This window comes from Pseudomonas sp. KB-10 (assembly GCF_018221585.1).
GTDB lineage: Bacteria > Pseudomonadota > Gammaproteobacteria > Pseudomonadales > Pseudomonadaceae > Aquipseudomonas > Aquipseudomonas yangonensis.
Genome location: NZ_QYYB01000004.1, coordinates 201,525 through 224,545 on the forward strand (window position 1 = coordinate 201,525; position 23,021 = coordinate 224,545).

Sequence of the window (23,021 nt, forward strand, 5' to 3'; positions counted from 1 at the left end):
CCTTGCCGGCGGAGAGTCGATCGGACAGTCGCTGCCTTCGCAAGAAGGGGGAGGAAAGTCCGGGCTCCATAGGGCGGAGTGCCAGGTAACGCCTGGGAGGCGTGAGCCTACGGAAAGTGCCACAGAAAATAACCGCCTAAGCGTTTCGGCGCCGGTAAGGGTGAAAAGGTGCGGTAAGAGCGCACCGCACGGCTGGTAACAGTCCGTGGCTAGGTAAACCCCACTCGGAGCAAGACCAAATAGGGTTCCATCGGCGTGGCCCGCGCTGGAACCGGGTAGGTTGCTAAAGGCGTGCAGTGATGTACGCCGTAGAGGAATGGCTGTCCTCGACAGAACCCGGCTTACAGATCGACTCTCCTCCCTCCTTCTCTCGTTTTGCGCTTCTATTCCCCGCTCTTCTGATACCAAAAAATTCTTACTCTTAACAAATCACTTTAAGTTCGGATTTCAGCTTTCTGGATTGGCTGAGATTTATCTGTCGAAAGCCGGCTCCGGCATCCCTTTCCCCCTCGCTTTTGTTCGCTAAATACCGGTCCTGTAAGGATTTTTCCGTTCTGCAGCGCCTTGACGGTGGGGCGTAGGCGTTTCTATAGTGTGCGCAAGTGGTGAAAAGTGGCATGAAGTGGGTTTTTATGGGCACGGACAGCTAATTAAAGGGGAAGCGCAACCGTGTTTCGCGGAGCTAACGCCATCAGTCTCGACGCCAAAGGGCGCCTCGCGATGCCGAGTCGGTATCGTGACGAGCTCGTTTCGCGTTGCGCAGGCCAGCTCATCGTGACCATCGACATCAATGACCCCTGTCTGAACATCTATCCGCTGGTCGAGTGGGAGCGGATCGAGGAAAAGCTCAGCGTGCTGGCCTCCCTGGATGAGAAGAACCGGATCCTGCAGCGCTTGCTGGTAGGGAATGCGGTGGATCTCGAAATGGACGGCAGTGCGCGCATCCTGATCCCGCCGCGCCTGCGTGACCATGTGAAGCTCGACAAGCACGCGATGCTGGTCGGCCACCTGAACAAATTCCAGCTGTGGGATGAAGAAACCTGGAACGCCCAAGCTGCAAACGACCTGGCCGCCATCAAGCAGCCGGGAGCCCTTTCCGATGAATTGCGTAGCCTGATCCTGTGACCAAGACCGATACCTTGCGCCATATCACCGTGCTGCTCGACGAAGCCGTCGAGGGGCTCGCCGTGCGCGCTGACGGTTGCTATATGGATGGCACCTTCGGACGGGGAGGGCACAGCCGGCTGATCCTGCAAAAACTCGGGCCAGGTGGGCGGTTATTGGGGTTCGACAAGGATCCCCTGGCAATAGCCACCGGGGAAGCATTGGCGGCCGAAGACGGCCGCTTTGTCGTTGTGCAGCGCAGTTTTGCGGAACTTGGCGACGAGGCTGTTGTCCGCGGCATTTCCGGGCAGGTCTCCGGCATCCTGCTGGACCTGGGCGTCTCGTCGCCGCAGCTGGACGACCCAGAGCGTGGCTTCAGCTTCCTCAATGACGGCCCGCTGGACATGCGCATGAACCCGGATGCTGGCGTCAGTGCCGCTGACTGGATCGCCACGGCGGCCGAAGATGAAATCGCCCGGGTGATGAAGGATTACGGCGAGGAGCGTTTCGCCAAGCGCATGGCGCGTGCCGTGGTGCAGCGCCGGGCCGAACAGCCGTTTACCCGCACTGCCGATCTGGCGAAAGTGCTGACCGATGCCAACCCCGCCTGGGAAAAGGGCAAGAATCCGGCGACCCGTGCCTTCCAGGGCATCCGCATTTACATCAATAACGAGCTCGGTGATCTCGAGCGTGGCCTCGAAGCAGCGCTTGAAACGCTGGAGGTGGGCGGTCGCCTGGTGGTGATCAGCTTCCACTCGCTGGAAGACCGCATCGTCAAGCAGTTCATGAAGCGTCAGGCCAAGGGCGAGGCGGACAAGCTGCCGCGCGACCTGCCGATCATCCCGAAAGCTTTCGAGCCGCGTCTGAAATTGATCGGCAAACCGGTCTACGCCGGTGAGGCAGAGCTCAAGGCCAACCCGCGCTCGCGCAGCGCGGTGATGCGCGTCGCGGAGAAATTGCGATGAGCCGCCGGCTGATCAAATCCATGCCCAGCGGCAGCTTTCTGATGCTGTTGTTGTTCGTTGCCATTCTGGTTTCTGCCGTGGCGGTGTCCTACAGCGCGCACTGGAATCGTCTGCTGCTCAACGAGCTGTACGGCGAACTGAGTGTGCGCGACAAGGCACAGGCCGAGTGGGGGCGGCTGATTCTCGAGCAAAGTACCTGGACAGCGCACAACCGCATCGAAGCGCTCGCCACCGAGCAGCTGAAAATGCACATTCCCGACCCTGCCGCCGTGCGCATGGTGCGTCCATGATCGGTCTCGAAGGCGCACTCTACCCCTGGCGTTTCCGTCTGGTGCTGGTGCTGCTGGCGCTGATGGTCGGCGCCATCGCCTGGCGCATGCTCGATCTGCAGGTGCTCGATCATGACTTCCTCAAGGCTCATGGCGATGCCCGTAGCGTTCGGCATATCCCGATTCCCGCGCACCGCGGTCTGATCACCGATCGTAATGGCGAGCCGCTGGCGGTCAGTACACCGGTCACCACCTTGTGGGCCAACGGCAAGGAGTTGCAGGCTGGTCGTGAGCAGTGGCCGGCGCTGGCTGCTGCCCTGGGGCAGGATCCGGCTAACTTCGCTGCGCGCCTGGAGCAGAACAAGGAGCGCGAGTTCATGTACCTGGTCCGCGGTCTGACCCCTGAGAAAGGTCAGAGCGTGCTGGATCTGAAGGTGCCGGGCGTTTATGCCATCGAGGAATTCCGCCGTTTCTACCCGGCGGGCGAGGTCGCCGCTCATGTGGTTGGCTTCACCGACATCGACGACCGTGGTCGCGAGGGTATGGAACTGGCTTACGAGGATTGGCTGGCCGGTGTGCCGGGCAAACGCCAGGTGCTCAAGGATCGCCGCGGCAAGCTGATCAAGGATGTGCAGGTTGCGCAGAACGCCAAGGCTGGCAAGGCCTTGGCGTTGTCCATTGATCTGCGTCTGCAGTATCTGGCCCATCGCGAACTGCGCAACGCGCTGCTGGAAAACGACGCCAAGGCCGGCAGTCTGGTCATGGTCGACGTGAAGACCGGTGAGGTGCTGGCGATGGTCAATCATCCCACCTATAACCCGAACAATCGCCGCAACCTGACCCCGGCTGCCATGCGTAACCGCGCCATGATCGATGTGTTCGAACCCGGTTCGACCATCAAGCCGCTGTCGATGGCCGCTGCCCTGGAGTCCGGTCGCTGGAAGCCCAGCGACATCGTCCAGGTCGGCAACGGCACCCTGCAGATCGGTCGTTACAGCATTCGCGACGTTTCCCGTACGCAAGGTCCGGCGCTGGATCTGACCGGCATCCTGATCAACTCCAGTAACGTCGGCATGAGCAAGATCGCCTTCGACGTGGGCGGAGAGAACATCCATCAGGTGCTGAGCAACCTGGGCTTGGGCCGTGACACCGGCCTGGGTTTCCCGGGTGAGCGGGTCGGCAATCTGCCCAATCACCGTCAGTGGCGTCAGGCGGAAACGGCCACGTTGTCCTACGGCTACGGTCTGTCGGTGACCGCCGTGCAGCTGGCGCATGCCTATGCGGCATTGGCCAACGGTGGCGGCATGACGCCGCTGTCGATGATTCGCGTGGACAGCAAGCCGAGCGCGTTGCAGGTCGTGCCGCCTGAGGTGGCCAAGACCCTGCAGGGCATGTTGCAGCAGGTGGTCGAGGCGCCGCGTGGTGTGTTCCGCGCCCAGGTGCCGGGCTATCACGTCGCTGGCAAGAGCGGCACGGCGCGCAAGACCAACGCCGGGGCCAAGGGCTATCAGACCAATTCCTATCGTTCCCTGTTCGCGGGCTTCGCGCCGGCGCAGGACCCGCGTATAGCGCTGGTCGTGGTGATCGATGAGCCCGGCAAGGGGGCCTACTACGGTGGCCTGATCTCCGCGCCGGTGTTCAGTCGGGTGATGGCTGGCTCGCTGCGTCTGATGAACATTGCGCCGGACAATCTGCCGCCGCCCGAGCAGAAGATGGCCGCCGCTGGCCAGGGAGGGCGCAACTGATGCCCATGCCGCTCAATCAACTGCTGCCCGCTGCCGAAAGCGGCGTGCTGATTCGTGAACTGACCCTGGACAGCCGTAAGGTGCGTCCGGGTGATCTGTTCCTGGCCGTGCCGGGCACCCAGCAGGATGGTCGTGTGCATATCGCCGATGCCATTGCTCGTGGTGCCGCCGCCGTCGCCTTCGAGGCCGAGGGCGCCGCGGCCATGCACGCCGACAGTGCCGTGCTGGTTCCGGTCAAAGGCCTGGCCAGACAGCTTTCGGCTATCGCCGGGCGCTTCTATGGTGAGCCGAGCCGTACCCTGTACCTGGTCGGCGTCACTGGCACCAACGGCAAGACCAGCGTCAGCCAGTTGCTGGCTCAGGCGCTGGATCTGCTCGGCCAGCCGTGCGGCATCGTTGGCACGCTGGGTAATGGTTTCCATGGCGCGCTGGAGCAGGGCAAGCACACCACGCCCGATCCGGTCGGCGTGCAGGCGACCCTGGCGTCTCTCAAGCAGGCCGGCGCGCGTGCCGTGGCCATGGAAGTCTCTTCCCATGGTCTGGACCAGGGCCGTGTCGCCGCGCTGGAGTTCGACGTGGCGGTGTTCACCAACCTGTCGCGTGATCACCTCGATTACCACGGCAGCATGGAGGCCTATGGCGCCGCCAAGGCCAGGCTGTTCGCCTGGCCGAATCTGCGTTGCCGGGTGATCAACCTGGATGACGCCTTCGGCCGTGAGCTGGCGGCGCAGGCGCACGAGTCACGCCTGATCGGCTACAGCCTCAGCGATGCCGGCGCCTTCCTTTATTGCAGCGAAGCGCACTTCGACGATCACGGCGTGCGTGCACGTCTGATCACGCCGCGTGGTGAGGGCGTGCTGCGCAGCAACCTGCTCGGTCGCTTCAATCTGAGCAATCTGCTGGCGGTGGTCGGCGCGCTGTTGGGCCTGGACTACGGCCTGGATGAAATTCTCAAGGTGCTGCCGCAGCTGCAGGGGCCGGCTGGCCGCATGCAGCGTCTGGGCGGCGGCGACAAGCCGCTGGTGGTGGTCGATTACGCGCACACCCCGGATGCCCTGGAAAAAGTGCTGGAAGCCATGCGTCCGCATGTCGAGGGGCGTCTGCTGTGCCTGTTCGGCTGTGGCGGTGATCGTGATCGCGGCAAGCGTCCGCTGATGGCCGCGGTGGCCGAGCGTCTGGCCGACGTGGTGTGGGTGACCGATGACAATCCACGCACCGAAGACCCTGCGCAGATCGTTGCAGATATTCGTGCCGGCTTCGTTTCGCCGGAGCAGGTGCAGTTCATTCACGGTCGTGGCGATGCCATCGCACGCTTGATTGCTCAGGCCGAGGCCGCCGACGTGCTGGTGCTGGCCGGCAAGGGTCACGAGGATTATCAGGAGATCATGGGCGTGCGTCAGCCGTTCTCCGATCTGATCGAAGCGAACGAGGCCCTGTCGGCCTGGGAGGCCGCTCATGCTTAAGCCCTGGCTGCTCAGCGAAGTTGCTGGTGACTTGAACGCACGGGTGATCGGCGCCGATGTCGCTTTCTCTGCGGTAGGCACCGACAGCCGGACCATCGCTGCCGGGCAACTGTTCGTGGCGCTGGCCGGGCCGCGTTTCGACGGCCATGACTACCTGGCCGACGTCGCCGCCAAGGGCGCCGTTGCTGCACTGGTCGAACGTGAAGTTGAGGGAGCGCCGCTGCCGCAGTTGCTGGTGGCTGATACCCGCATGGCGCTCGGCCAACTCGGTGCGCTCAATCGCCAGGCCTTTACCGGCCCGCTGGCTGCCGTGACCGGCTCCAGTGGCAAGACCAGCGTCAAGGAGATGCTCGCGTCCATTCTGCGTGCCGGTCTGAACGGCGCGGTGCTGGCCACCCGCGGCAACCTCAACAACGATCTTGGCGCACCGCTGACCCTGTTGGAGTTGGCACCGGAACATCGCGCCGGGGTGATCGAGCTGGGTGCCAACCATGTCGGCGAGATCGCCTACACCGTCAGCCTGACCCGGCCGCAGGTGGCGATCATCACCAATGCCGGCAACGCCCATGTCGGTGAGTTCGGCGGCCCGGAAAAGATCGTCGAAGCCAAGGGCGAGATTCTCGAAGGTCTGTCGAGCGACGGCGTGGCCGTCCTCAATCTGGATGACAAGGCCTTCGTCACCTGGCAGCGCCGTGCTGCCGGCCGCCAGGTCCTCAGCTTTGCCCTGCGCGATACCCGCGCCGATTTCCATGGCAGCGACCTGGCCCGTGACGAGCGCGGCTGTCAGGGCTTCACGCTGCGCAGTCCGCTTGGCAGCGCGCGCGTTCAGCTCAATCTGCTGGGCGAACACAACGTGGCCAATGCACTGGCTGCCTGCGCCGCGGCTCATGCCCTCGGCATGCCGTTGGTCGCCATGGCCCAGGGCCTGGAAAACCTGCAGCCGGTCAAGGGCCGCGCCGTAGCGCAGCTGGCGCCAAATGGCGTTCGGGTTATCGATGACAGTTACAACGCCAACCCCGTGTCTATGTGTGCGGCGGTGGATATACTCGCCGGCTTCTCCGGTCGCACCGTTCTGGTGCTGGGAGACATGGGCGAGCTGGGCGAGTGGGCCGAACAGGGCCATCGCGATGTCGGCCGCCATGCCGCCGGCAAGGTCGATGCGCTGTTCGCCGTTGGCCCGCTGATGCGTTTCGCTGTCGAGGAGTTTGGCTCAAAAGGCCGCCACTTCGTCGAACAGGCCGAGCTGATCGAGGCGCTTCGCACCGAGCAGGCGGGCAGCACACTACTAATAAAAGGTTCACGTAGCGCAGCCATGGACAAGGTCGTGGCGGCGCTGTGTGGCGTATCTGGGGAGAGTCACTAAATGCTGCTGCTGCTGGCAGAGTACCTGCAACAGTTCCACAAGGGCTTCGCGGTCTTTCAGTACCTGACCCTGCGCGGCATCCTTGGCGTGCTTACCGCCCTGGCGCTGTCGCTATGGCTCGGCCCGTGGATGATCCGCACCCTGCAGGTGCGTCAGATCGGCCAGGCCGTGCGCAACGATGGCCCGCAGTCGCATCTGTCGAAGAAAGGCACGCCGACCATGGGTGGCGCGCTGATCCTCACGGCCATTGCCGTCAGCACCCTGCTCTGGGCGGACCTGTCCAACCGCTACGTGTGGGTGGTGCTGGCCGTTACCCTGGCGTTCGGCGCCATCGGCTGGGTCGATGACTACCGCAAGGTGATCGAGAAGAACTCGCGCGGCCTGCCGAGTCGCTGGAAGTACTTCTGGCAGTCGGTGTTCGGCCTCGGCGCTGCCTTCTTCCTTTATATGACCGCGCAGAATCCGGTGGAAACCACGCTGATCCTGCCGCTGCTGAAAGATGTCAGCATTCCGCTGGGCATCGGTTTCGTGGTGCTGACCTACTTCGTCATCGTTGGCTCGAGCAACGCGGTGAACCTTACCGACGGGCTCGACGGCCTGGCCATTCTGCCCACCGTGATGGTCGGCGGCGCCCTGGGTATCTTCTGCTACCTGTCGGGCAACGTGAATTTCGCCGAGTACCTGCTGATCCCCTATGTGCCGGGCTCGGGCGAGCTGATCGTGTTCTGCGCTGCTCTGGTTGGCGCCGGTCTGGGCTTTCTGTGGTTCAACACCTATCCGGCGCAAGTGTTCATGGGCGACGTCGGTGCGCTGGCCCTCGGCGCCGCACTGGGCACCATCGCCGTGATCGTCCGTCAGGAAGTGGTGCTGTTCATCATGGGCGGCGTGTTCGTGATGGAAACCCTGTCGGTGATCATCCAGGTCGCCAGCTTCAAGCTGACCGGCAAGCGCGTGTTCCGCATGGCGCCGATCCACCACCATTTCGAACTCAAGGGCTGGCCTGAGCCACGCGTGATCGTCCGTTTCTGGATCATCACCGTGATTCTCGTGCTGATCGGCCTGGCCACCCTGAAACTGAGGTAATTGAGCGTGTCGTTGATCGCTTCCGACCAGTTCCGCATCGTTGTCGGCCTCGGCAAGAGCGGCATGTCCCTGGTGCGCTTCCTGGCGCAGCAGGGCGTGCGCTTTGCCGTGGCCGACACGCGCGCGAACCCGCCGGAGCTGGAAACGCTCAAGCGCGACTACCCGCAGGTGGAAGTGCGTTGCGGTGAGCTGGACGTGGATTTCCTCTGCCGCGCCTCGGAGCTGTACGTGAGCCCGGGCCTGGCGGTCTCGACCCCGGCGCTGGCTGAAGCCGCCGCCCGCGGCGCGAAGCTGTCCGGCGACATCGACCTGTTCGCCCGCCACGCCAAGGCGCCTATCGTCGCCATCACCGGCTCCAACGCCAAGAGTACGGTCACCACCCTGGTGGGCGAGATGGCGGCTGCCGCCGGCAAGCGCGTCGCCGTTGGCGGTAACCTCGGCACGCCGGCACTGGATCTGCTGGCCGACGATGTCGAGCTGTACGTGCTGGAGCTGTCCAGCTTCCAGCTGGAAACCACCGATCAGCTCAATGCCGAAGTGGCCACCTGCCTGAACATCAGCGAAGATCACATGGATCGCTACAGCGGTCTGCCGGCCTATCACCTGGCCAAGCACCGGATCTTCCGTGGCGCCCGTCAGGTGGTGATCAACCGTGACGACGCGCTATCGCGCCCGCTGATCGCCGATCAGGTGACCTGCTGGGAGTTCGGCCTGGGCAAAGCCGACTTCAAGCGCTTCGGCTTGCTCGAAGAAAACGGCGAGAAATCCCTGGCGTTTCGCTTCGAGGCGCTGTTGCCGGTGAGCGAACTGAAGATCCGCGGTGCGCACAACCAATCCAACGCCCTGGCGGCGCTGGCCCTCGGCCATGCCGTCGGCCTGCCGATGGAGGCCATGCTCGCCACGTTGCGTCAGTTCGCCGGTTTGCCACACCGCTGCCAGTGGGTCGGTGAGCGCGCCGGGGTGAACTACTACGACGACTCCAAGGCCACCAATGTCGGCGCGGCGCTGGCGGCCATCGAAGGCCTCGGTGCGGATATCGCCGGCAAGCTGGTGTTGATCGCCGGTGGCGACGGCAAGGGTGCCGACTTCTCCGCGCTGAAGAACCCGGTCGCACGCTTCTGCCGTGCCGTGGTGCTGCTCGGCCGTGATGCCGAACTGATCGCCACCGCGCTGGGCGATGCCGCGCCGCTGGAGCGGGTGACAACCCTGGAAGAAGCGGTACAGCGCTGCAGCGAACTGGCCGAGGCTGGCGATGCGGTGCTGCTGTCGCCGGCCTGTGCCAGCCTGGACATGTTCAAGAATTTCGAAGAGCGCGGGCGCCTGTTCGCCCAGGCCGTGGGAGGGCTCGTCTGATGCTGGCCTTTCTGCGCGTGCGCCCCTCGCCGCTGCTCGGTCGCGGCTTCGACGTCGACTTCCCGATGCTGGCTGGCTGCCTCGGCTTGCTCGGCCTGGGCCTGGTGATGATCACCTCGGCTTCGTCGGAAGTGGCGGCGGCGCTGTCCGGCAACCCGCTGTACCACATGATTCGCCACCTGGTTTATCTGGTGATCGGTCTCGGCGCTGCCGGCATCGTGCTGATGATCCCGATGAGCTTCTGGCAGCGTTATGGCTGGATGCTCCTGCTGGCGGCGTTCGGCCTGCTGGTGTTGGTGCTGATCCCCGGTATCGGCCGTGAGGTCAACGGTGCGCGGCGCTGGATCGGCTTCGGCGCCTTCAACGTGCAGCCCTCGGAAATCGCCAAGGTCTTCGTGGTGGTCTACCTGGCCGGCTATCTGGTGCGTCGCCAGGAAGAAGTGCGCGAAAGCTGGATGGGCTTCTTCAAGCCGTTCGTGGTGCTGCTGCCGATGGCCGGCCTGCTGCTGCTGGAACCGGACTTCGGCGCCACCGTGGTGATGATGGGCTCGGCCATGGCCATGCTGTTTCTTGGCGGCGTCGGCATGCTGCGCTTCGGCCTGATGGTGGCCCTGGCAGTCGGCGCCGTTTTCGTCCTGGTGCAAACCCAGGAATATCGCCTGCAGCGTCTGATTACCTTTACCGACCCCTGGGCGGACCAGTATGGCTCGGGCTATCAGCTGACTCAGGCACTGATCGCCTTCGGTCGCGGCGAGTGGTTCGGTGTCGGCCTGGGCAACAGCATCCAGAAGCAGTTCTACCTGCCGGAAGCGCACACCGACTTCGTCTTCTCGGTACTGGCCGAGGAACTGGGCCTGGTCGGCGCGCTGGCGACCCTGGCGCTGTTCGTCTTCGTCTGCGTGCGCGGCCTGTACATCGGCCTGTGGGCCGAGAAGGCCAAGCAGTTCTTCTCCGCCTATGTGGCCTATGGCCTGTCCTTCCTGTGGATCGGCCAGTTCCTGATCAACATCGGCGTGAACACCGGTCTGCTGCCGACCAAGGGCCTGACCTTGCCGTTCCTCAGCTACGGCGGTTCGTCGCTGGTGATCTGCTGCGTCAGCCTGGCGGTCCTGCTGCGTATCGAATGGGAGCGGCGCAACGTTCTGGGCAACGAGGATATCGAGTTCAGCGAAGAGGATTTCGCCGAGCCGAACAAGGAGGTCGCCCATGCGCGGTAATGTGCTGATCATGGCCGGCGGCACCGGTGGCCACGTGTTCCCCGCGCTGGCCTGCGCGCGCGAGTTCCAGACTCGCGGCTACAGCGTGCACTGGCTGGGGACGCCGCGTGGCATCGAGAACGAGCTGGTGCCGCAAGCCGGTTTGCCGCTGCACCTGATCAACGTCAGCGGTCTGCGTGGCAAGAGCAAGCTGTCGCTGCTCAAGGCGCCATTCCAGCTGCTGCGCTCGCTGCTGCAGGCGCGCCGCATCGTGCGCGAATTGCAGCCGGTGTGCGTGCTGGGCATGGGCGGTTATGTCACAGGTCCGGGCGGCCTGGCTGCGCGTATGGCGGGCGTACCGCTGGTGATCCACGAGCAGAACGCCGTGGCCGGTACCGCCAACCGCCTGCTGTCGCGTATCGCCACGCGCATCTGCGAAGCCTTTCCGAATACCTTCGGCGCATCCGACAAACGGCGCACCACCGGTAATCCGGTGCGTGAGGAGCTGTTCCTGGAAACGCCGCGCGAGCCGCTGGTCGGTCGCAAGCCGAAATTGCTGGTCCTCGGCGGTAGCCTGGGGGCCGAGCCACTGAACAAATTGTTGCCGGCTGCGCTGGGGAAAATTGCCGCTGACCTGCGTCCGCAGGTGTTCCACCAGGCCGGTAAACAACATGCCGAGATCACTGCGGAGCGTTATCGCGATGCTGCGGTCAAAGCCGAGGTCGCGCCCTTCATCAAGGACATGGCTCGCGCCTACGGCTGGGCCGATCTGGTGGTTTGCCGCGCTGGCGCGCTGACCGTCAGCGAGCTGGCCGCCGCGGGTCTGCCGTCGTTTCTGGTGCCGCTGCCGCACGCCATCGACGACCACCAGAGCCGCAATGCCGAATACCTGGCGAAGGAGGGCGCTGCAGTCCTTCTTGCGCAACATGCCACTGACGCGGACACGCTTGCCGCGCAGCTCACCGAGGTTCTGATGCACCTGGAAAAACTCAATGTCATGGGCGCCACCGCGCGTCGCCTGGCCAAGCCCGACGCCACCCGCACGGTGGTCGACATCTGCCAGGAGGTGATGCGTGGCTAAGTCGCCTGCCGCCGTCAAGGCCGAAGTACGGCGCATGCGCCGTATCCGCCGCATTCACTTCGTCGGTATCGGCGGTGTGGGCATGTGCGGGATCGCCGAAGTGCTGCTGAACCTGGGCTACGAAGTGTCCGGCTCCGACCTCAAGGCCTCGGCCGTGACCGAGCGTCTGGAAAACTTCGGCGCCACCATTTTTATCGGGCATCGCGCGGAGAATGCCCGGCAAGCTGACGTGCTGGTGGTTTCCAGCGCCGTCAACACCAGCAACCCGGAAGTCGCCACCGCACTGGAGCGCCGTATTCCTGTGGTGCCGCGTGCCGAGATGCTCGCCGAACTGATGCGCTACCGCCACGGTATCGCGGTGGCCGGCACCCATGGCAAGACCACCACCACCAGCCTGCTGGCCTCGGTGTTCGCCGCTGGCGGTCTGGACCCGACCTTCGTCATCGGTGGCCGGCTGAACGCCGCCGGTACCAATGCCCAGCTCGGCTCCAGCCGTTTCCTGATCGCCGAAGCCGACGAGAGCGACGCCAGCTTCCTGCATCTGCAGCCGATGGTCTCTGTGGTCACCAATATCGACGCCGATCACATGAGCACCTACGGCGGCGACTTCAACAAGTTGAAGAAGACCTTCATCGAGTTCCTGCACAACCTGCCGTTCTACGGTCTGGCCGTGCTTTGTGTGGACGATCCGGTGGTGCGCGAGTTGCTGCCGCAGGTTGGTCGTCCCACCGTGACCTACGGCTTCAGCGAAGACGCCGACGTGCGTGCGATCAACGTGCGCCAGGAAGGCATGCGCACCTATTTCACCGTGCTGCGTCCGGACTGCGAGCCGCTCGACGTGTCGGTGAACATGCCGGGTAATCACAACGTTCTGAACGCGTTGGCAACCATTGCCATCGCCACTGACGAAGGCATCGACGATGCTGCCATCGTCAGCGGCCTGTCCGGCTTCCAGGGCGTCGGTCGGCGCTTCCAGGTTTACGGTGAACTGCCGGTGGACGGCGGCAGCGTGATGCTGGTGGACGACTACGGTCATCACCCGCGTGAAGTGGCCGCGGTGATCAAGGCCGTACGTGGCGGTTGGCCGGAGCGCCGTCTGGTGATGGTCTATCAACCGCACCGTTACAGCCGTACCCGCGATCTGTACGACGACTTCGTGCAGGTGCTCGGCGAAGCCAATGTGCTGCTGCTGGTGGAGGTCTATCCGGCCGGCGAGGAGCCGATCCCCGGTGCCGACAGCCGGCAGCTGTGCCACAGCATCCGCCAGCGCGGTCAGCTCGATCCGATCTATGTCGAGCGTGGCGCCGACCTGGCGCCGCTGCTCAAGCCGCTGCTGCGTGCCGGCGACATCCTGCTGTGTCAGGGCGCTGGTGATATCGGCGCGGTAGCACCGCAATTGATCAAGCACCCACTGTTCGTGGGGGAGTCGAAATGAGTTTGCACAGTACCCTCGATCCCAAGGCTTTCGGCCGCGTCGCCGTGCTGTTCGGCGGCAAGAGCGCCGAGCGCGAGGTGTCGCTGAAATCCGGTAATGCGGTGCTCAGCGCCTTGCAGGCAGCCGGCGTGGACGCCTTCGGCATCGACGTGGGGGATGATTTCCTGGCTCGTCTGAACAGCGAGAAGATCGACCGCGCCTTCATCGTGCTGCACGGTCGCGGTGGCGAGGACGGCTCCATGCAGGGCCTGCTCGAGTGCGCCGGCATTCCCTACACCGGCAGCGGCATCCTCGCCTCGGCGCTGGCCATGGACAAGCTGCGCACCAAGCAGGTCTGGCACAGCCTCGGCCTGCCGACGCCGCGTCACGCCGTGCTCACTTCGCAGGCCGACTGCGAAGCGGCGGCTGCCGAACTGGGCTTCCCGCTGATCGTCAAGCCGGCCCATGAAGGTTCCAGCATCGGCATGGCCAAGGTCGAGAGCGTCGAGGCGCTGGTCGCTGCCTGGCAGGACGCGGCCCGCTACGACAGTCAGGTGCTGGTCGAACAGTGGATCGCCGGTCCCGAGTACACCATTGCCGTGTTGCGTGGCGAGGTGCTGCCGCCGATTGGTCTCGGTACCCCGCACACCTTCTACGACTACGACGCCAAGTACCTGGCCGATGACACCCAGTACCGCATTCCCTGTGGCCTGTCCGCCGACAAGGAAGCCGAGTTGAAGGCGCTGACCGCGCGTGCCTGCGAGGCCGTTGGCACTCAGGGCTGGGCGCGCGCCGATGTGATGCAGGACACCAGCGGCCAGTTCTGGTTGCTGGAAGTGAACACCGTGCCGGGCATGACCGATCACAGCCTGGTGCCGATGGCCGCGCGCGCCGCCGGTCTGGATTTCCAGCAACTGGTGCTGGCGATTCTGGCCGACAGTGTCGAGGCGAGGGGTTAAGTCATGACAGTGGCTTTGCGTCACCAGGACACGCTAAGGGCTCCGTTGCGCGGCAAGCCCGCGCCGCGTGGCGCCAGCCGTCTGGTGGCCAAGGAGCCGATGCGTCTGCGTCTGCCCAAGGCGGATTTCTCCTGGGTCGGGCGTCTGCTCTGGCCGTTGCTGCTGGTCGGTCTGGGCTTTGGTGCCTATGAAGGTGCGCAGCGTCTGCTGCCTTACGCCGACCGCCCGATCGCGCGCATCAGCGTGCAGGGGGATCTGGCCTACGTCAGCCAGCAGGCGGTGCAGCGCCGTATCGCGCCGTTCATCGAGGCAAGCTTCTTCAGTGCCGATCTGCGCGGCATGCGCGAAGAGCTGGAGCGCATGCCGTGGATCGCCCATGCCGAAGTGCGTCGTGTCTGGCCGGATCAGATCGATGTGCGCCTGGAAGAACAACTGCCCATCGCCCGCTGGGGTGACGAGGCGCTGCTCAACAACCAGGGTCAGGCTTTCGCGCCGCAGGAGCTGGATAACTACCAGCACCTGCCGCAGCTGTCCGGCCCGAAGCGGGCGCAACCGAAGGTGATGCAGCAGTATCAGATGCTCAGCCAGCTGCTGCGGCCGATGGGCTTCACCGTAGTCGGGCTGCAACTGCGTGAGCGCGGCAGCTGGTTCCTCTCGGCCACCGAGAACGCCAGTGGCCAGCGTATCGACATCCTGCTGGGGCGTGATCACGTGGTGGAGAAAATGCGTCGGTTCGCCGCGATCTACGAGCGGGAACTGAAGGAACAGAGCGCGAACATCGCGCGCATCGACCTGCGTTATGCCAACGGTCTGGCCGTGGCCTGGCGTGAGCCGGTGGAGCCGGCCGCGGCCGAGCAGAAAGTGAATTGAGAAGAGGCGGGATTAAATGAGTAGCGCGCAGAGCGGCAAGATGATCGTTGGCCTGGACATCGGCACCTCCAAGGTGGTGGCGCTGGTGGGCGAGGTGACGGCCGACGGCCAGCTGGAAATCGTCGGCATCGGTACCCATCCGTCGCGCGGTCTGAAGAAGGGTGTGGTGGTCAATATCGAATCCACCGTGGCCTCGATCCAGCGTGCGGTCGAAGAAGCGCAGCTGATGGCTGGCTGCCGCATTCACTCGGCCTTCGTCGGCGTGGCCGGCAATCACATCCGCAGCCTCAACAGCCACGGCATTGTCGCCATCCGCGACCGTGAAGTGAGCCCGGCCGATATCGAGCGCGTGCTCGACGCTGCGCAGGCCGTCGCCATTCCGGCGGACCAGCGCGTGCTGCACACCCTGGCGCAGGATTACGTGATCGACAATCAGGAAGGCGTGCGCGAGCCGCTGGGCATGTCCGGCGTGCGCCTGGAGGCAAAGGTGCACGTGGTGACCTGCGCCGTTAATGCCGCGCAGAACATCGAGAAGTGCGTGCGCCGCTGCGGCCTGGAAGTCGACGACATCATCCTCGAGCAGCTCGCATCCGCTTATTCGGTGCTGACCGAAGACGAGAAGGAGCTGGGCGTGTGCCTGGTGGACATCGGCGGTGGTACCACCGATATCGCCATCTTCACCGAAGGCGCGATTCGTCACACCGCGGTGATCCCGATTGCCGGTGATCAGGTGACCAACGACATCGCCATGGCCTTGCGTACACCGACCCAGTACGCCGAGGAGATCAAGATCCGCTACGCCTGCGCCCTGGCCAAGCTGGCCGGTGCCGGCGAAACCATCAAGGTGCCGAGCGTGGGCGATCGTCCGCCGCGCGATCTGTCGCGTCAGTCTCTGGCCGAGGTTGTCGAGCCGCGTTACGACGAGCTGTTCACCCTGGTTCAGGCCGAGCTGCGCCGCAGTGGCTACGAGGATCTGATTCCCGCCGGCATCGTCATGACCGGCGGCACGGCGAAGATGGAAGGCGCGGTCGAACTGGCCGAGGAAATCTTCCACATGCCGGTGCGCCTTGGCGTACCGCACAGCGTCAAGGGCATGGCGGACGTCGTGCGCAATCCGATTTATTCCACTGGTGTGGGCCTGCTGATGTACGGGCTGCAGAAGCAGAACGACGGCATTTCCATGTCGGTGGGCAGTCCTTATCAGGACGAGAGCAAAACCCCGGTACTCGAACGCATCAAGCGTTGGGTGCAAGGCAATTTCTAAATTTTTGCAGTAGGCGTTACACAACTAGAAAGGAAGGAGAGGGATCATGTTCGAACTAGTAGACAACATTCCACAAAGCGCGGTGATCAAGGTCATCGGTGTCGGTGGTGGCGGCGGTAACGCGGTCAATCACATGGCGGTCAGCAACATCGAGGGCGTCGAGTTCATCTGCGCCAACACCGATGCGCAGGCGCTGAAAAACATCGGTGCGCGCACCGTGCTGCAGCTCGGCCCGGGCGTGACCAAGGGCCTGGGCGCTGGCGCCAATCCGGAAGTCGGTCGTCAGGCCGCGCTGGAGGATCGTGAGCGCATCGCCGAAGTGCTGGCCGGCACCGACATGGTGTTCATCACCACCGGCATGGGTGGTGGTACCGGTACCGGTGCTGCGCCGGTGATCGCCGAGGTGGCCAAGGAGCTGGGCATTCTTACCGTGGCCGTGGTCACCCGCCCGTTCCCGTTCGAGGGCAAGAAGCGCATGGTCATCGCCGATGAAGGCATCCGCGCGCTGGCCGAGAGCGTCGACTCGCTGATCACCATCCCCAACGAAAAACTGCTGACCATCCTCGGCAAGGACGCCAGCCTGCTGTCCGCTTTCGCCAAGGCTGACGACGTGCTGGCCGGTGCCGTGCGCGGTATCTCCGACATCATCAAACGTCCGGGCATGATCAACGTCGACTTTGCCGACGTGAAGACCGTGATGAGCGAGATGGGTATGGCGATGATGGGCACCGGCTGCGCCAGCGGTCCGAACCGCGCTCGCGAAGCCACCGAGGCGGCGATCCGCAATCCGCTGCTGGAAGACGTCAACCTGCAGGGCGCCCGCGGCATCCTGGTGAACATCACTGCCGGTCCGGATCTGTCTCTGGGCGAATACTCCGATGTAGGTAACATCATCGAGCAGTTCGCCTCCGAGCATGCGACCGTCAAGGTCGGTACCGTGATCGACGCCGACATGCGTGACGAGCTGCACGTCACCGTGGTCGCCACCGGTCTGGGCGCGCGCATGGAAAAACCGGTCAAGGTGGTCGACAACACCGTGCAGGTCGCAGTCAGCCAGCCGGTTGCCCAGCAGCCTGCCGCGCAGCCGCGCAGCGAGCAGTCGGTCAACTACAAGGACTACGAGCGTCCGACCGTGCAGCGTCAGAGCCACAGCGGCGCGGCCACCGCAGCTAAGCTCAATACCCAGGACGATCTCGATTACCTGGATATTCCGGCTTTCCTGCGCCGCCAGGCTGATTGATGGAGTTTATCAGGAGTATATGGGTGATTGGTGTTCAGCAAAGGTCGGTTCTGCTATCATTCCCGACCATTGTTGAAAACAGTTCGCAACTAGCGATATAGCGGCCAAGCCATGATCAGACAACGCACCCTGAAGAACATCATCCGTGCCACCGGCGTTGGCCTGCACTCGGGGGAAAAGGTTTACCTGACCCTGAAGCCGGCTCCGGTGGACACCGGTATCGTGTTTCGTCGTACCGACCTCGACCCGATCGTGGAAATCCGCGCATTGGCCGGGAATGTCGGTGAAACCACCATGTCGACGACGTTGATCAATGGTGATGTCAAGGTGGATACGGTAGAGCATCTGCTTTCGGCCATGGCAGGCCTGGGCATCGATAACGCCTACGTCGAGCTCTCCGCGTCCGAAGTGCCGATCATGGATGGCAGCGCTGGTCCCTTCGTATTCCTGATTCAATCCGCTGGCCTGCAGGAGCAGGAAGCGCCGAAGAAGTTCATCCGCATCCTGCGTGAGGTAACCGTGGAGGAGGGCGACAAGCGCGCCACCTTCGTACCTTTCGACGGTTTCAAGGTGAGCTTCGAGATCGACTTCGATCACCCCGTGTTCCGCAATCGCACGCAGAGCGCCAGTGTGGATTTCTCCAGCACGTCTTTCGTCAAGGAAGTCAGCCGGGCCCGCACCTTCGGCTTCATGCGTGACATCGAGTTCCTGCGTTCGCAGAACCTGGCGCTCGGTGGCAGTGTGGAAAACGCCATCGTGGTCGACGAGTATCGCGTGCTCAACGAAGACGGCCTGCGTTACGAGGACGAGTTCGTCAAACACAAGATTCTCGATGCCATCGGCGACCTTTACCTGCTGGGTAACAGCCTGATCGGCGAGTTCAAGGGCTTCAAGTCTGGTCACGCACTGAACAATCGTTTGCTGCGCACCTTGATCGAGCAGGCCGACGCCTGGGAAATGGTGACATTCGAAGACGCCAAGCTCGCGCCGATCTCTTACATGCGCCCGGTTGCGACCGTGTAAACCTACTCTCTTTCCAGTTTTATTTGAGGCCACCTTCGGGTGGCCTTTTTTTGTGCTGCCGTTTGGCAGAGAAAGGGGGCAAAAGAAAAAATGGCGCCATGTCCTTGGCGAATGCGGCGAAATGAAGCACGCCGACGAACGGGGGAAGGGCGTTATTCGTCCTTCTGCGTATGACTGGCCAGACGCTCCAATGCGGCGCGCAGCCTGGGGTCGCTGATGCCTTCGGCGGTTTCCTGGATGCTCTGTGCGGCGCTGTTGGACAAATAAAGGGTGCGATCGGTTCCACGATTCTGGCCGACTTGAGGTTGCACCTTGAACAGGATTTTCGTTAAGGTCGCGAATTCTTCGAGTGCCTGCAGTTGTCGTTGCAGTCTTCTTTGCTGATAACGCAGGCGTGTTGCCCAATGGCCATCGGTCACGATCAATAACAGACAGCCGTCGCGCCAGGACGCTACATGACAGTGTTCCCGGGCAGCGGGTTGTAGCTGGTTTTCGACAAGACGCTGCAGGTTGGACAGGCGTTGCGCCTGGCCGAACAGCGCTTTCAGGGGCTTGGCTTCGCGCAGCAGCGTAGCGGGTGCCTGGGCCGGCAAGGGACGAAACGTCATGGCAGGAGGCCTTTGGTTGCAGAGCCGTCATGGTAGCAGAGCGTGCTGCCGGCCTGTGTTCTGCGAAATGGGGAAGCCATGCATATCATTCTGCTCAATAGCCGCCACGGTTCGGCGCGAACGATCAATCTGGACCTGCGCTGGCTACTGCTGTCAGCCTTCCTGTTGCTGGCCATGAGCCTCGCTGCTGGTGCCGCGCTGGGGGCCAAGTGGCTGACGGCCGAACCTGTGATAGATGCCACGTTGGCCGAAGCGCTCGATCAGCAGCGCGAGCAGGTCGGCGCTGTGCGTCAGGATGCCCAGCGTCAGCTCGACGCGTTCGCCGTGCATGTCGCTGACCTGCAGGCGCGCCTGACCCGGCTCGATGCCCTGGGTGAGCGTCTTACCGAACTGGCTGAGCTGGACGCCGGCGAGTTCGACTTCTCCCTGAGCGTCGGCCAGGGTGGGGCGGAAGATGCGCTGGGCGCTTCGGCTTATACACCGCCACCATTCATGAACGCGCTGGACGAGCTGGCACTGCGCGTCGAGAGCCGTGAACAGCAGCTGGAAGTGTTGGAACAACTGCTCGGCGAGCGCCGCCTGAGCGAGGCCGAGACGCTGTCCGGCCGGCCGGTTTTGCAAGGTTATGTGTCATCACCTTTCGGGCGTCGCGTGCACCCGCTGACGGGGCGCGCAAGCATGCACAAGGGCATGGACTTCGCAGCCAAGCCCGGTAGCGATGTGGTCTCGGTGGCGGCGGGCGTGGTCACCTTCTCGGGCAAGAAAAGCGGTTATGGCAATACCGTGGAAATCAGCCACGCCGATGGTTACGTCACGCTCTACGCGCACAACCAGAGCAACACCGCGCAGATCGGTGACCTGGTGCAGCGCGGCCAGACCATCGCCAAGGTCGGTCGCACGGGGCGCTCCACTGGTTATCACGTCCATTTCGAGGTCAGCAAGGATGGCCGTCAGGTCAACCCTGCGCTGTACATCGCGCGAGCCAACGGCGTGGAGTGAGCATGCCGCTTTCGCGCCGCCCTTGAATTGCCAGCATACGACCCTCATATAACGTTTCACGCCACGCCCTTGGCTCGCCGGGGATGCGTGACCTGCGCCATCACGCGGCAGCAATGGGCTGACAACGTCACTTTCCTCCCCGGGTTTTCCGGGTAGAATGCCCCCTTCGCCCGCAGCCATGCAGGCTGCCAGGTCGCGATTTTGCGCCGACCTCCATCCATTCGCCGGAAGACCTTGTCGATATGTTTGCGCCTCTGTTTAAAAAACTTTTCGGAAGCAAGAATGAGCGTGAAGTCAAACGCATGCTCAAGGCGGTGCAGTCCGTCAACGTCCTCGAAGAGCAGATGATCGCCCTCTCGGACGAGCAGCTGCGTGGCAAGACCGAAGAGTTCAAGGGCCGTCTGGCCAAGGGCGAAACCCTCGACAAGCTGCTCCCCGAAGCCTTCGCCGTGGCCCGTGAGGCCGGCAAGCGGGTGATGGGCATGCGCCACTTCGATGTGCAGCTGATCGGTGGCATGACCCTGCACGAAGGCAAGATCGCCGAGATGCGTACCGGTGAGGGCAAGACCCTCGTAGGGACCCTGGCGGTCTACCTCAATGCACTGTCCGGCAAGGGCGTGCACGTGGTCACCGTCAACGAATACCTGGCGCGCCGCGATGCCAACTGGATGCGTCCGCTGTACGAATTTCTCGGCCTGTCGGTCGGCATCGTCACCCCCTTCCAGCCGCCGGAAGAGAAGCGCGCCGCCTACGCCGCCGACATCACCTACGGCACCAACAACGAGTTCGGTTTCGACTACCTGCGCGACAACATGGCGTTCAGCCTGGAAGACAAGTTCCAGCGCGAGCTGAATTTCGCCGTGATCGACGAAGTCGACTCCATCCTCATCGACGAAGCCCGTACTCCGCTGATCATTTCCGGTCAGGCCGAAGACAGCTCCAAGCTGTACATCGAAATCAACAAGCTGATCCCGCGCCTCAAGCAGCACATCGAGGAAGAGGAAGGCGTGGTGACTCAGGAAGGTCACTACAAGGTCGACGAGAAGACGCGTCAGGTCGAGCTCAACGAAGCCGGCCATCAGTACGTCGAGGAGATGCTCACCGCCGCCGGCCTGCTGGCCGAGGGCGAGAGCCTCTACTCGGCGCACAACCTTGGCCTGCTCACCCACGTGTATGCCGGCCTGCGTGCGCACAAGCTGTTCAATCGCAATGTCGAATACATCGTGCAGAACGGCCAGGTGATCCTGATCGACGAACACACCGGGCGTACCATGCCGGGCCGTCGCCTGTCCGAAGGCCTGCACCAGGCCATCGAGGCCAAGGAAGGGGTGAACATCCAGGCCGAGAGCCAGACGCTGGCCTCGACCACCTTCCAGAACTACTTCCGCCTGTACAACAAGCTTTCCGGCATGACCGGTACCGCCGACACCGAGGCCTTCGAGTTCCGCCAGATCTACGGTCTGGACGTGATGGTGATTCCGACCAACAAGCCGATCGCGCGTAAGGACTTCAACGACCTGGTCTATCTGACCCAGGAAGAGAAGTACCAGGCGATCATCGCCGATATCAAGGAATGCCAGGCCCAGGGCCGGCCGATTCTGGTCGGTACCGCCACCATCGAAACCTCCGAGTACGTCAGCCAGTTGCTGAACAAGGAAGGTATCGAGCACAAGGTGCTCAACGCCAAGTTCCACGACAAGGAAGCCGAGATCATTGCCCAGGCCGGTCGTCCGGGGGCGCTGACCATCGCCACCAACATGGCCGGTCGTGGTACCGACATCCTCCTCGGTGGCAACTGGGAAGTGGAAGTTGCCGCGCTGGAAAACCCGACTGACGAGCAGATCGCGCAGATCAAGGCTGAGTGGCAGAAGCGTCACCAGCAGGTTATCGAAGCCGGCGGCCTGCACGTGATCGCCTCCGAGCGTCACGAATCGCGCCGTATCGACAACCAGCTGCGTGGCCGTGCCGGCCGTCAGGGTGATCCGGGTTCCAGTCGCTTCTACCTGTCGCTGGAAGACAACCTGATGCGCATCTTCGCCTCGGATCGGGTGAAGAACTTCATGAAGGCTCTGGGCATGCAGTCCGGCGAGGCCATCGAGCACCGCATGGTCACCAATGCCATCGAGAAAGCCCAGCGCAAGGTCGAAGGCCGCAACTTCGACATGCGCAAGCAATTGCTCGAATTCGACGACGTGGCCAACGAGCAGCGCAAGGTGATCTACCACATGCGCAACAGCCTGCTGGCTGCCGAGAACGTTGGCGACACCATCGCCGAGTTCCGCGAGGAAGTGCTGACCGCCGCCGTCAACAACCACATTCCGCCGCAGTCGATGCCGGAACAGTGGGACGTCGTCGGTCTGGAGTCCACCCTGCAGAGCGATTTCGGCCTCAGGTTGCCGATCCAGCAGTGGCTGGACGAAGACGACAAGCTGTACGAGGAAACCCTGCGCGAACGCATCCTTGCCGAGCTGCTGGCGGCCTACAACGAGAAGGAAACCCAGGCCAGCGCCGAGGCCCTGCGCACCTTCGAGAAGCAGATTCTGCTGCGCGTGCTGGACGATCTGTGGAAAGACCACCTGTCGACCATGGATCATCTGCGTCACGGTATCCACTTGCGTGGTTACGCGCAGAAGAATCCCAAGCAGGAGTACAAGCGCGAGTCCTTCGCCCTGTTCCAGGAACTGCTGGAGTCGATCAAACGCGACACCATCCGTGTACTCAGCCATGTTCAGGTGCGTCGCGAAGATCCGGCCGAAGAGGAAGCCCGCCTGCGTCGCGAAGCCGAAGCCCTGGCCGAGCGCATGCAGTTCCAGCACGCCGATGCCTCGGCGCTGGAGGCCGAGCAGAGCAGCAGCGAAGAAGGCGACGTTGCGGTGGCCGCGGCGCCGGTGCGCAGCGAGCCGAAGGTGGGGCGCAACGAGCCATGCCCTTGTGGTTCGGGCAAGAAATACAAGCATTGCCACGGTCAGATCGGCTGATCATGGCAGTTGAGCGCTGCTAGGGCGCTTGCAGTAAGGAGGGC

Annotated in this window: 19 protein-coding genes and 1 other RNA gene; 19 read left to right on the forward strand and 1 reads right to left on the reverse strand. The window is 63.3% G+C overall.

All coding sequences use genetic code 11. From position 1 onward, the window contains the following. Nucleotides 1-12 precede the first annotated feature (12 nt). From rnpB to lpxC, 17 genes are all read left to right on the forward strand, one after another. An RNA gene (rnpB, locus tag DXK50_RS12675) (RNase P RNA component class A) lies at nucleotides 13-360 on the forward strand. A gap of 309 nt (nucleotides 361-669) precedes the next feature. After that, on the forward strand, nucleotides 670-1,125 hold the full coding sequence (mraZ, locus tag DXK50_RS12680; RefSeq protein ID WP_024307020.1) for a division/cell wall cluster transcriptional repressor MraZ: 456 nt from the start codon (nucleotides 670-672) through the stop codon (nucleotides 1,123-1,125). After that, nucleotides 1,122-2,069 carry a 16S rRNA (cytosine(1402)-N(4))-methyltransferase RsmH gene (gene rsmH, locus DXK50_RS12685; RefSeq protein ID WP_212630555.1) on the forward strand — a complete coding sequence of 316 codons (948 nt, stop codon included), beginning with the start codon at nucleotides 1,122-1,124 and terminating at the stop codon, nucleotides 2,067-2,069. The genes mraZ and rsmH overlap by 4 nt, the downstream gene beginning before the upstream one ends. Further along, nucleotides 2,066-2,359 carry a cell division protein FtsL gene (gene ftsL / locus DXK50_RS12690; protein WP_212630556.1) on the forward strand — a complete coding sequence of 98 codons (294 nt, stop codon included), beginning with the start codon at nucleotides 2,066-2,068 and terminating at the stop codon, nucleotides 2,357-2,359. The genes rsmH and ftsL overlap by 4 nt, the downstream gene beginning before the upstream one ends. After that, entirely contained in the window at nucleotides 2,356-4,083 is a 1,728-nt protein-coding gene (locus DXK50_RS12695; RefSeq protein WP_212630557.1) for a peptidoglycan D,D-transpeptidase FtsI family protein, read from the forward strand. The genes ftsL and DXK50_RS12695 overlap by 4 nt, the downstream gene beginning before the upstream one ends. Further along, nucleotides 4,083-5,546 (forward strand): UDP-N-acetylmuramoyl-L-alanyl-D-glutamate--2,6-diaminopimelate ligase, encoded by a 1,464-nt coding sequence (gene murE / locus DXK50_RS12700; protein WP_212630558.1) that lies wholly within the window; start codon nucleotides 4,083-4,085, stop codon nucleotides 5,544-5,546. The genes DXK50_RS12695 and murE overlap by 1 nt, the downstream gene beginning before the upstream one ends. Then, nucleotides 5,539-6,909, forward strand: coding sequence for a UDP-N-acetylmuramoyl-tripeptide--D-alanyl-D-alanine ligase (locus DXK50_RS12705; protein ID WP_212630559.1), 1,371 nt, complete (start codon nucleotides 5,539-5,541; stop codon nucleotides 6,907-6,909). Before murE ends, DXK50_RS12705 begins: the two co-directional genes overlap by 8 nt. Continuing rightward, complete coding sequence (gene mraY, locus DXK50_RS12710) at nucleotides 6,910-7,992, forward strand: phospho-N-acetylmuramoyl-pentapeptide-transferase (protein ID WP_161864984.1); 1,083 nt, start codon at nucleotides 6,910-6,912, stop codon at nucleotides 7,990-7,992. A gap of 6 nt (nucleotides 7,993-7,998) precedes the next feature. Next, nucleotides 7,999-9,345, forward strand: a complete 1,347-nt coding sequence (gene murD / locus DXK50_RS12715) for a UDP-N-acetylmuramoyl-L-alanine--D-glutamate ligase (RefSeq protein WP_212630560.1) — start codon at nucleotides 7,999-8,001, stop codon at nucleotides 9,343-9,345. Then, entirely contained in the window at nucleotides 9,345-10,562 is a 1,218-nt protein-coding gene (ftsW, locus tag DXK50_RS12720) for a putative lipid II flippase FtsW (RefSeq protein ID WP_161864986.1), read from the forward strand. Before murD ends, ftsW begins: the two co-directional genes overlap by 1 nt. Beyond that, entirely contained in the window at nucleotides 10,552-11,622 is a 1,071-nt protein-coding gene (murG, locus tag DXK50_RS12725; RefSeq protein ID WP_212630561.1) for an undecaprenyldiphospho-muramoylpentapeptide beta-N-acetylglucosaminyltransferase, read from the forward strand. The genes ftsW and murG overlap by 11 nt, the downstream gene beginning before the upstream one ends. A 34-nt stretch (nucleotides 11,623-11,656) precedes the next feature. After that, the gene (murC, locus tag DXK50_RS12730) at nucleotides 11,657-13,057 is read left to right on the forward strand and encodes a UDP-N-acetylmuramate--L-alanine ligase (protein WP_249186853.1); all 1,401 of its coding nucleotides are present in this window, start codon (nucleotides 11,657-11,659) and stop codon (nucleotides 13,055-13,057) included. Then, entirely contained in the window at nucleotides 13,054-13,995 is a 942-nt protein-coding gene (locus tag DXK50_RS12735; RefSeq protein WP_212630563.1) for a D-alanine--D-alanine ligase, read from the forward strand. Before murC ends, DXK50_RS12735 begins: the two co-directional genes overlap by 4 nt. Nucleotides 13,996-13,998: 3 nt before the next feature. Next, complete coding sequence (locus DXK50_RS12740; RefSeq protein ID WP_161864990.1) at nucleotides 13,999-14,865, forward strand: cell division protein FtsQ/DivIB; 867 nt, start codon at nucleotides 13,999-14,001, stop codon at nucleotides 14,863-14,865. A gap of 16 nt (nucleotides 14,866-14,881) precedes the next feature. Continuing rightward, entirely contained in the window at nucleotides 14,882-16,129 is a 1,248-nt protein-coding gene (gene ftsA, locus DXK50_RS12745; protein ID WP_147810556.1) for a cell division protein FtsA, read from the forward strand. A 46-nt stretch (nucleotides 16,130-16,175) separates the two neighbouring features. Further along, entirely contained in the window at nucleotides 16,176-17,369 is a 1,194-nt protein-coding gene (gene ftsZ, locus DXK50_RS12750) for a cell division protein FtsZ (RefSeq protein WP_161864991.1), read from the forward strand. 111 nt (nucleotides 17,370-17,480) lie between these two features. Further along, entirely contained in the window at nucleotides 17,481-18,392 is a 912-nt protein-coding gene (gene lpxC / locus DXK50_RS12755; RefSeq protein ID WP_212630564.1) for a UDP-3-O-acyl-N-acetylglucosamine deacetylase, read from the forward strand. Between the two features lie 152 nt (nucleotides 18,393-18,544). Here the strand turns inward: lpxC and DXK50_RS12760 are convergent, their stop codons facing one another. Continuing rightward, complete coding sequence (locus DXK50_RS12760; RefSeq protein WP_212630565.1) at nucleotides 18,545-19,000, reverse strand: DUF721 domain-containing protein; 456 nt, start codon at nucleotides 18,998-19,000, stop codon at nucleotides 18,545-18,547. A gap of 78 nt (nucleotides 19,001-19,078) precedes the next feature. On the opposite strand from DXK50_RS12760, the gene DXK50_RS12765 reads away from it, so the two are divergent. Beyond that, nucleotides 19,079-19,999 carry a M23 family metallopeptidase gene (locus DXK50_RS12765; protein WP_212630566.1) on the forward strand — a complete coding sequence of 307 codons (921 nt, stop codon included), beginning with the start codon at nucleotides 19,079-19,081 and terminating at the stop codon, nucleotides 19,997-19,999. 242 nt (nucleotides 20,000-20,241) lie between these two features. Then, complete coding sequence (gene secA, locus DXK50_RS12770; protein WP_212630567.1) at nucleotides 20,242-22,977, forward strand: preprotein translocase subunit SecA; 2,736 nt, start codon at nucleotides 20,242-20,244, stop codon at nucleotides 22,975-22,977. Nucleotides 22,978-23,021 lie beyond the last annotated feature (44 nt).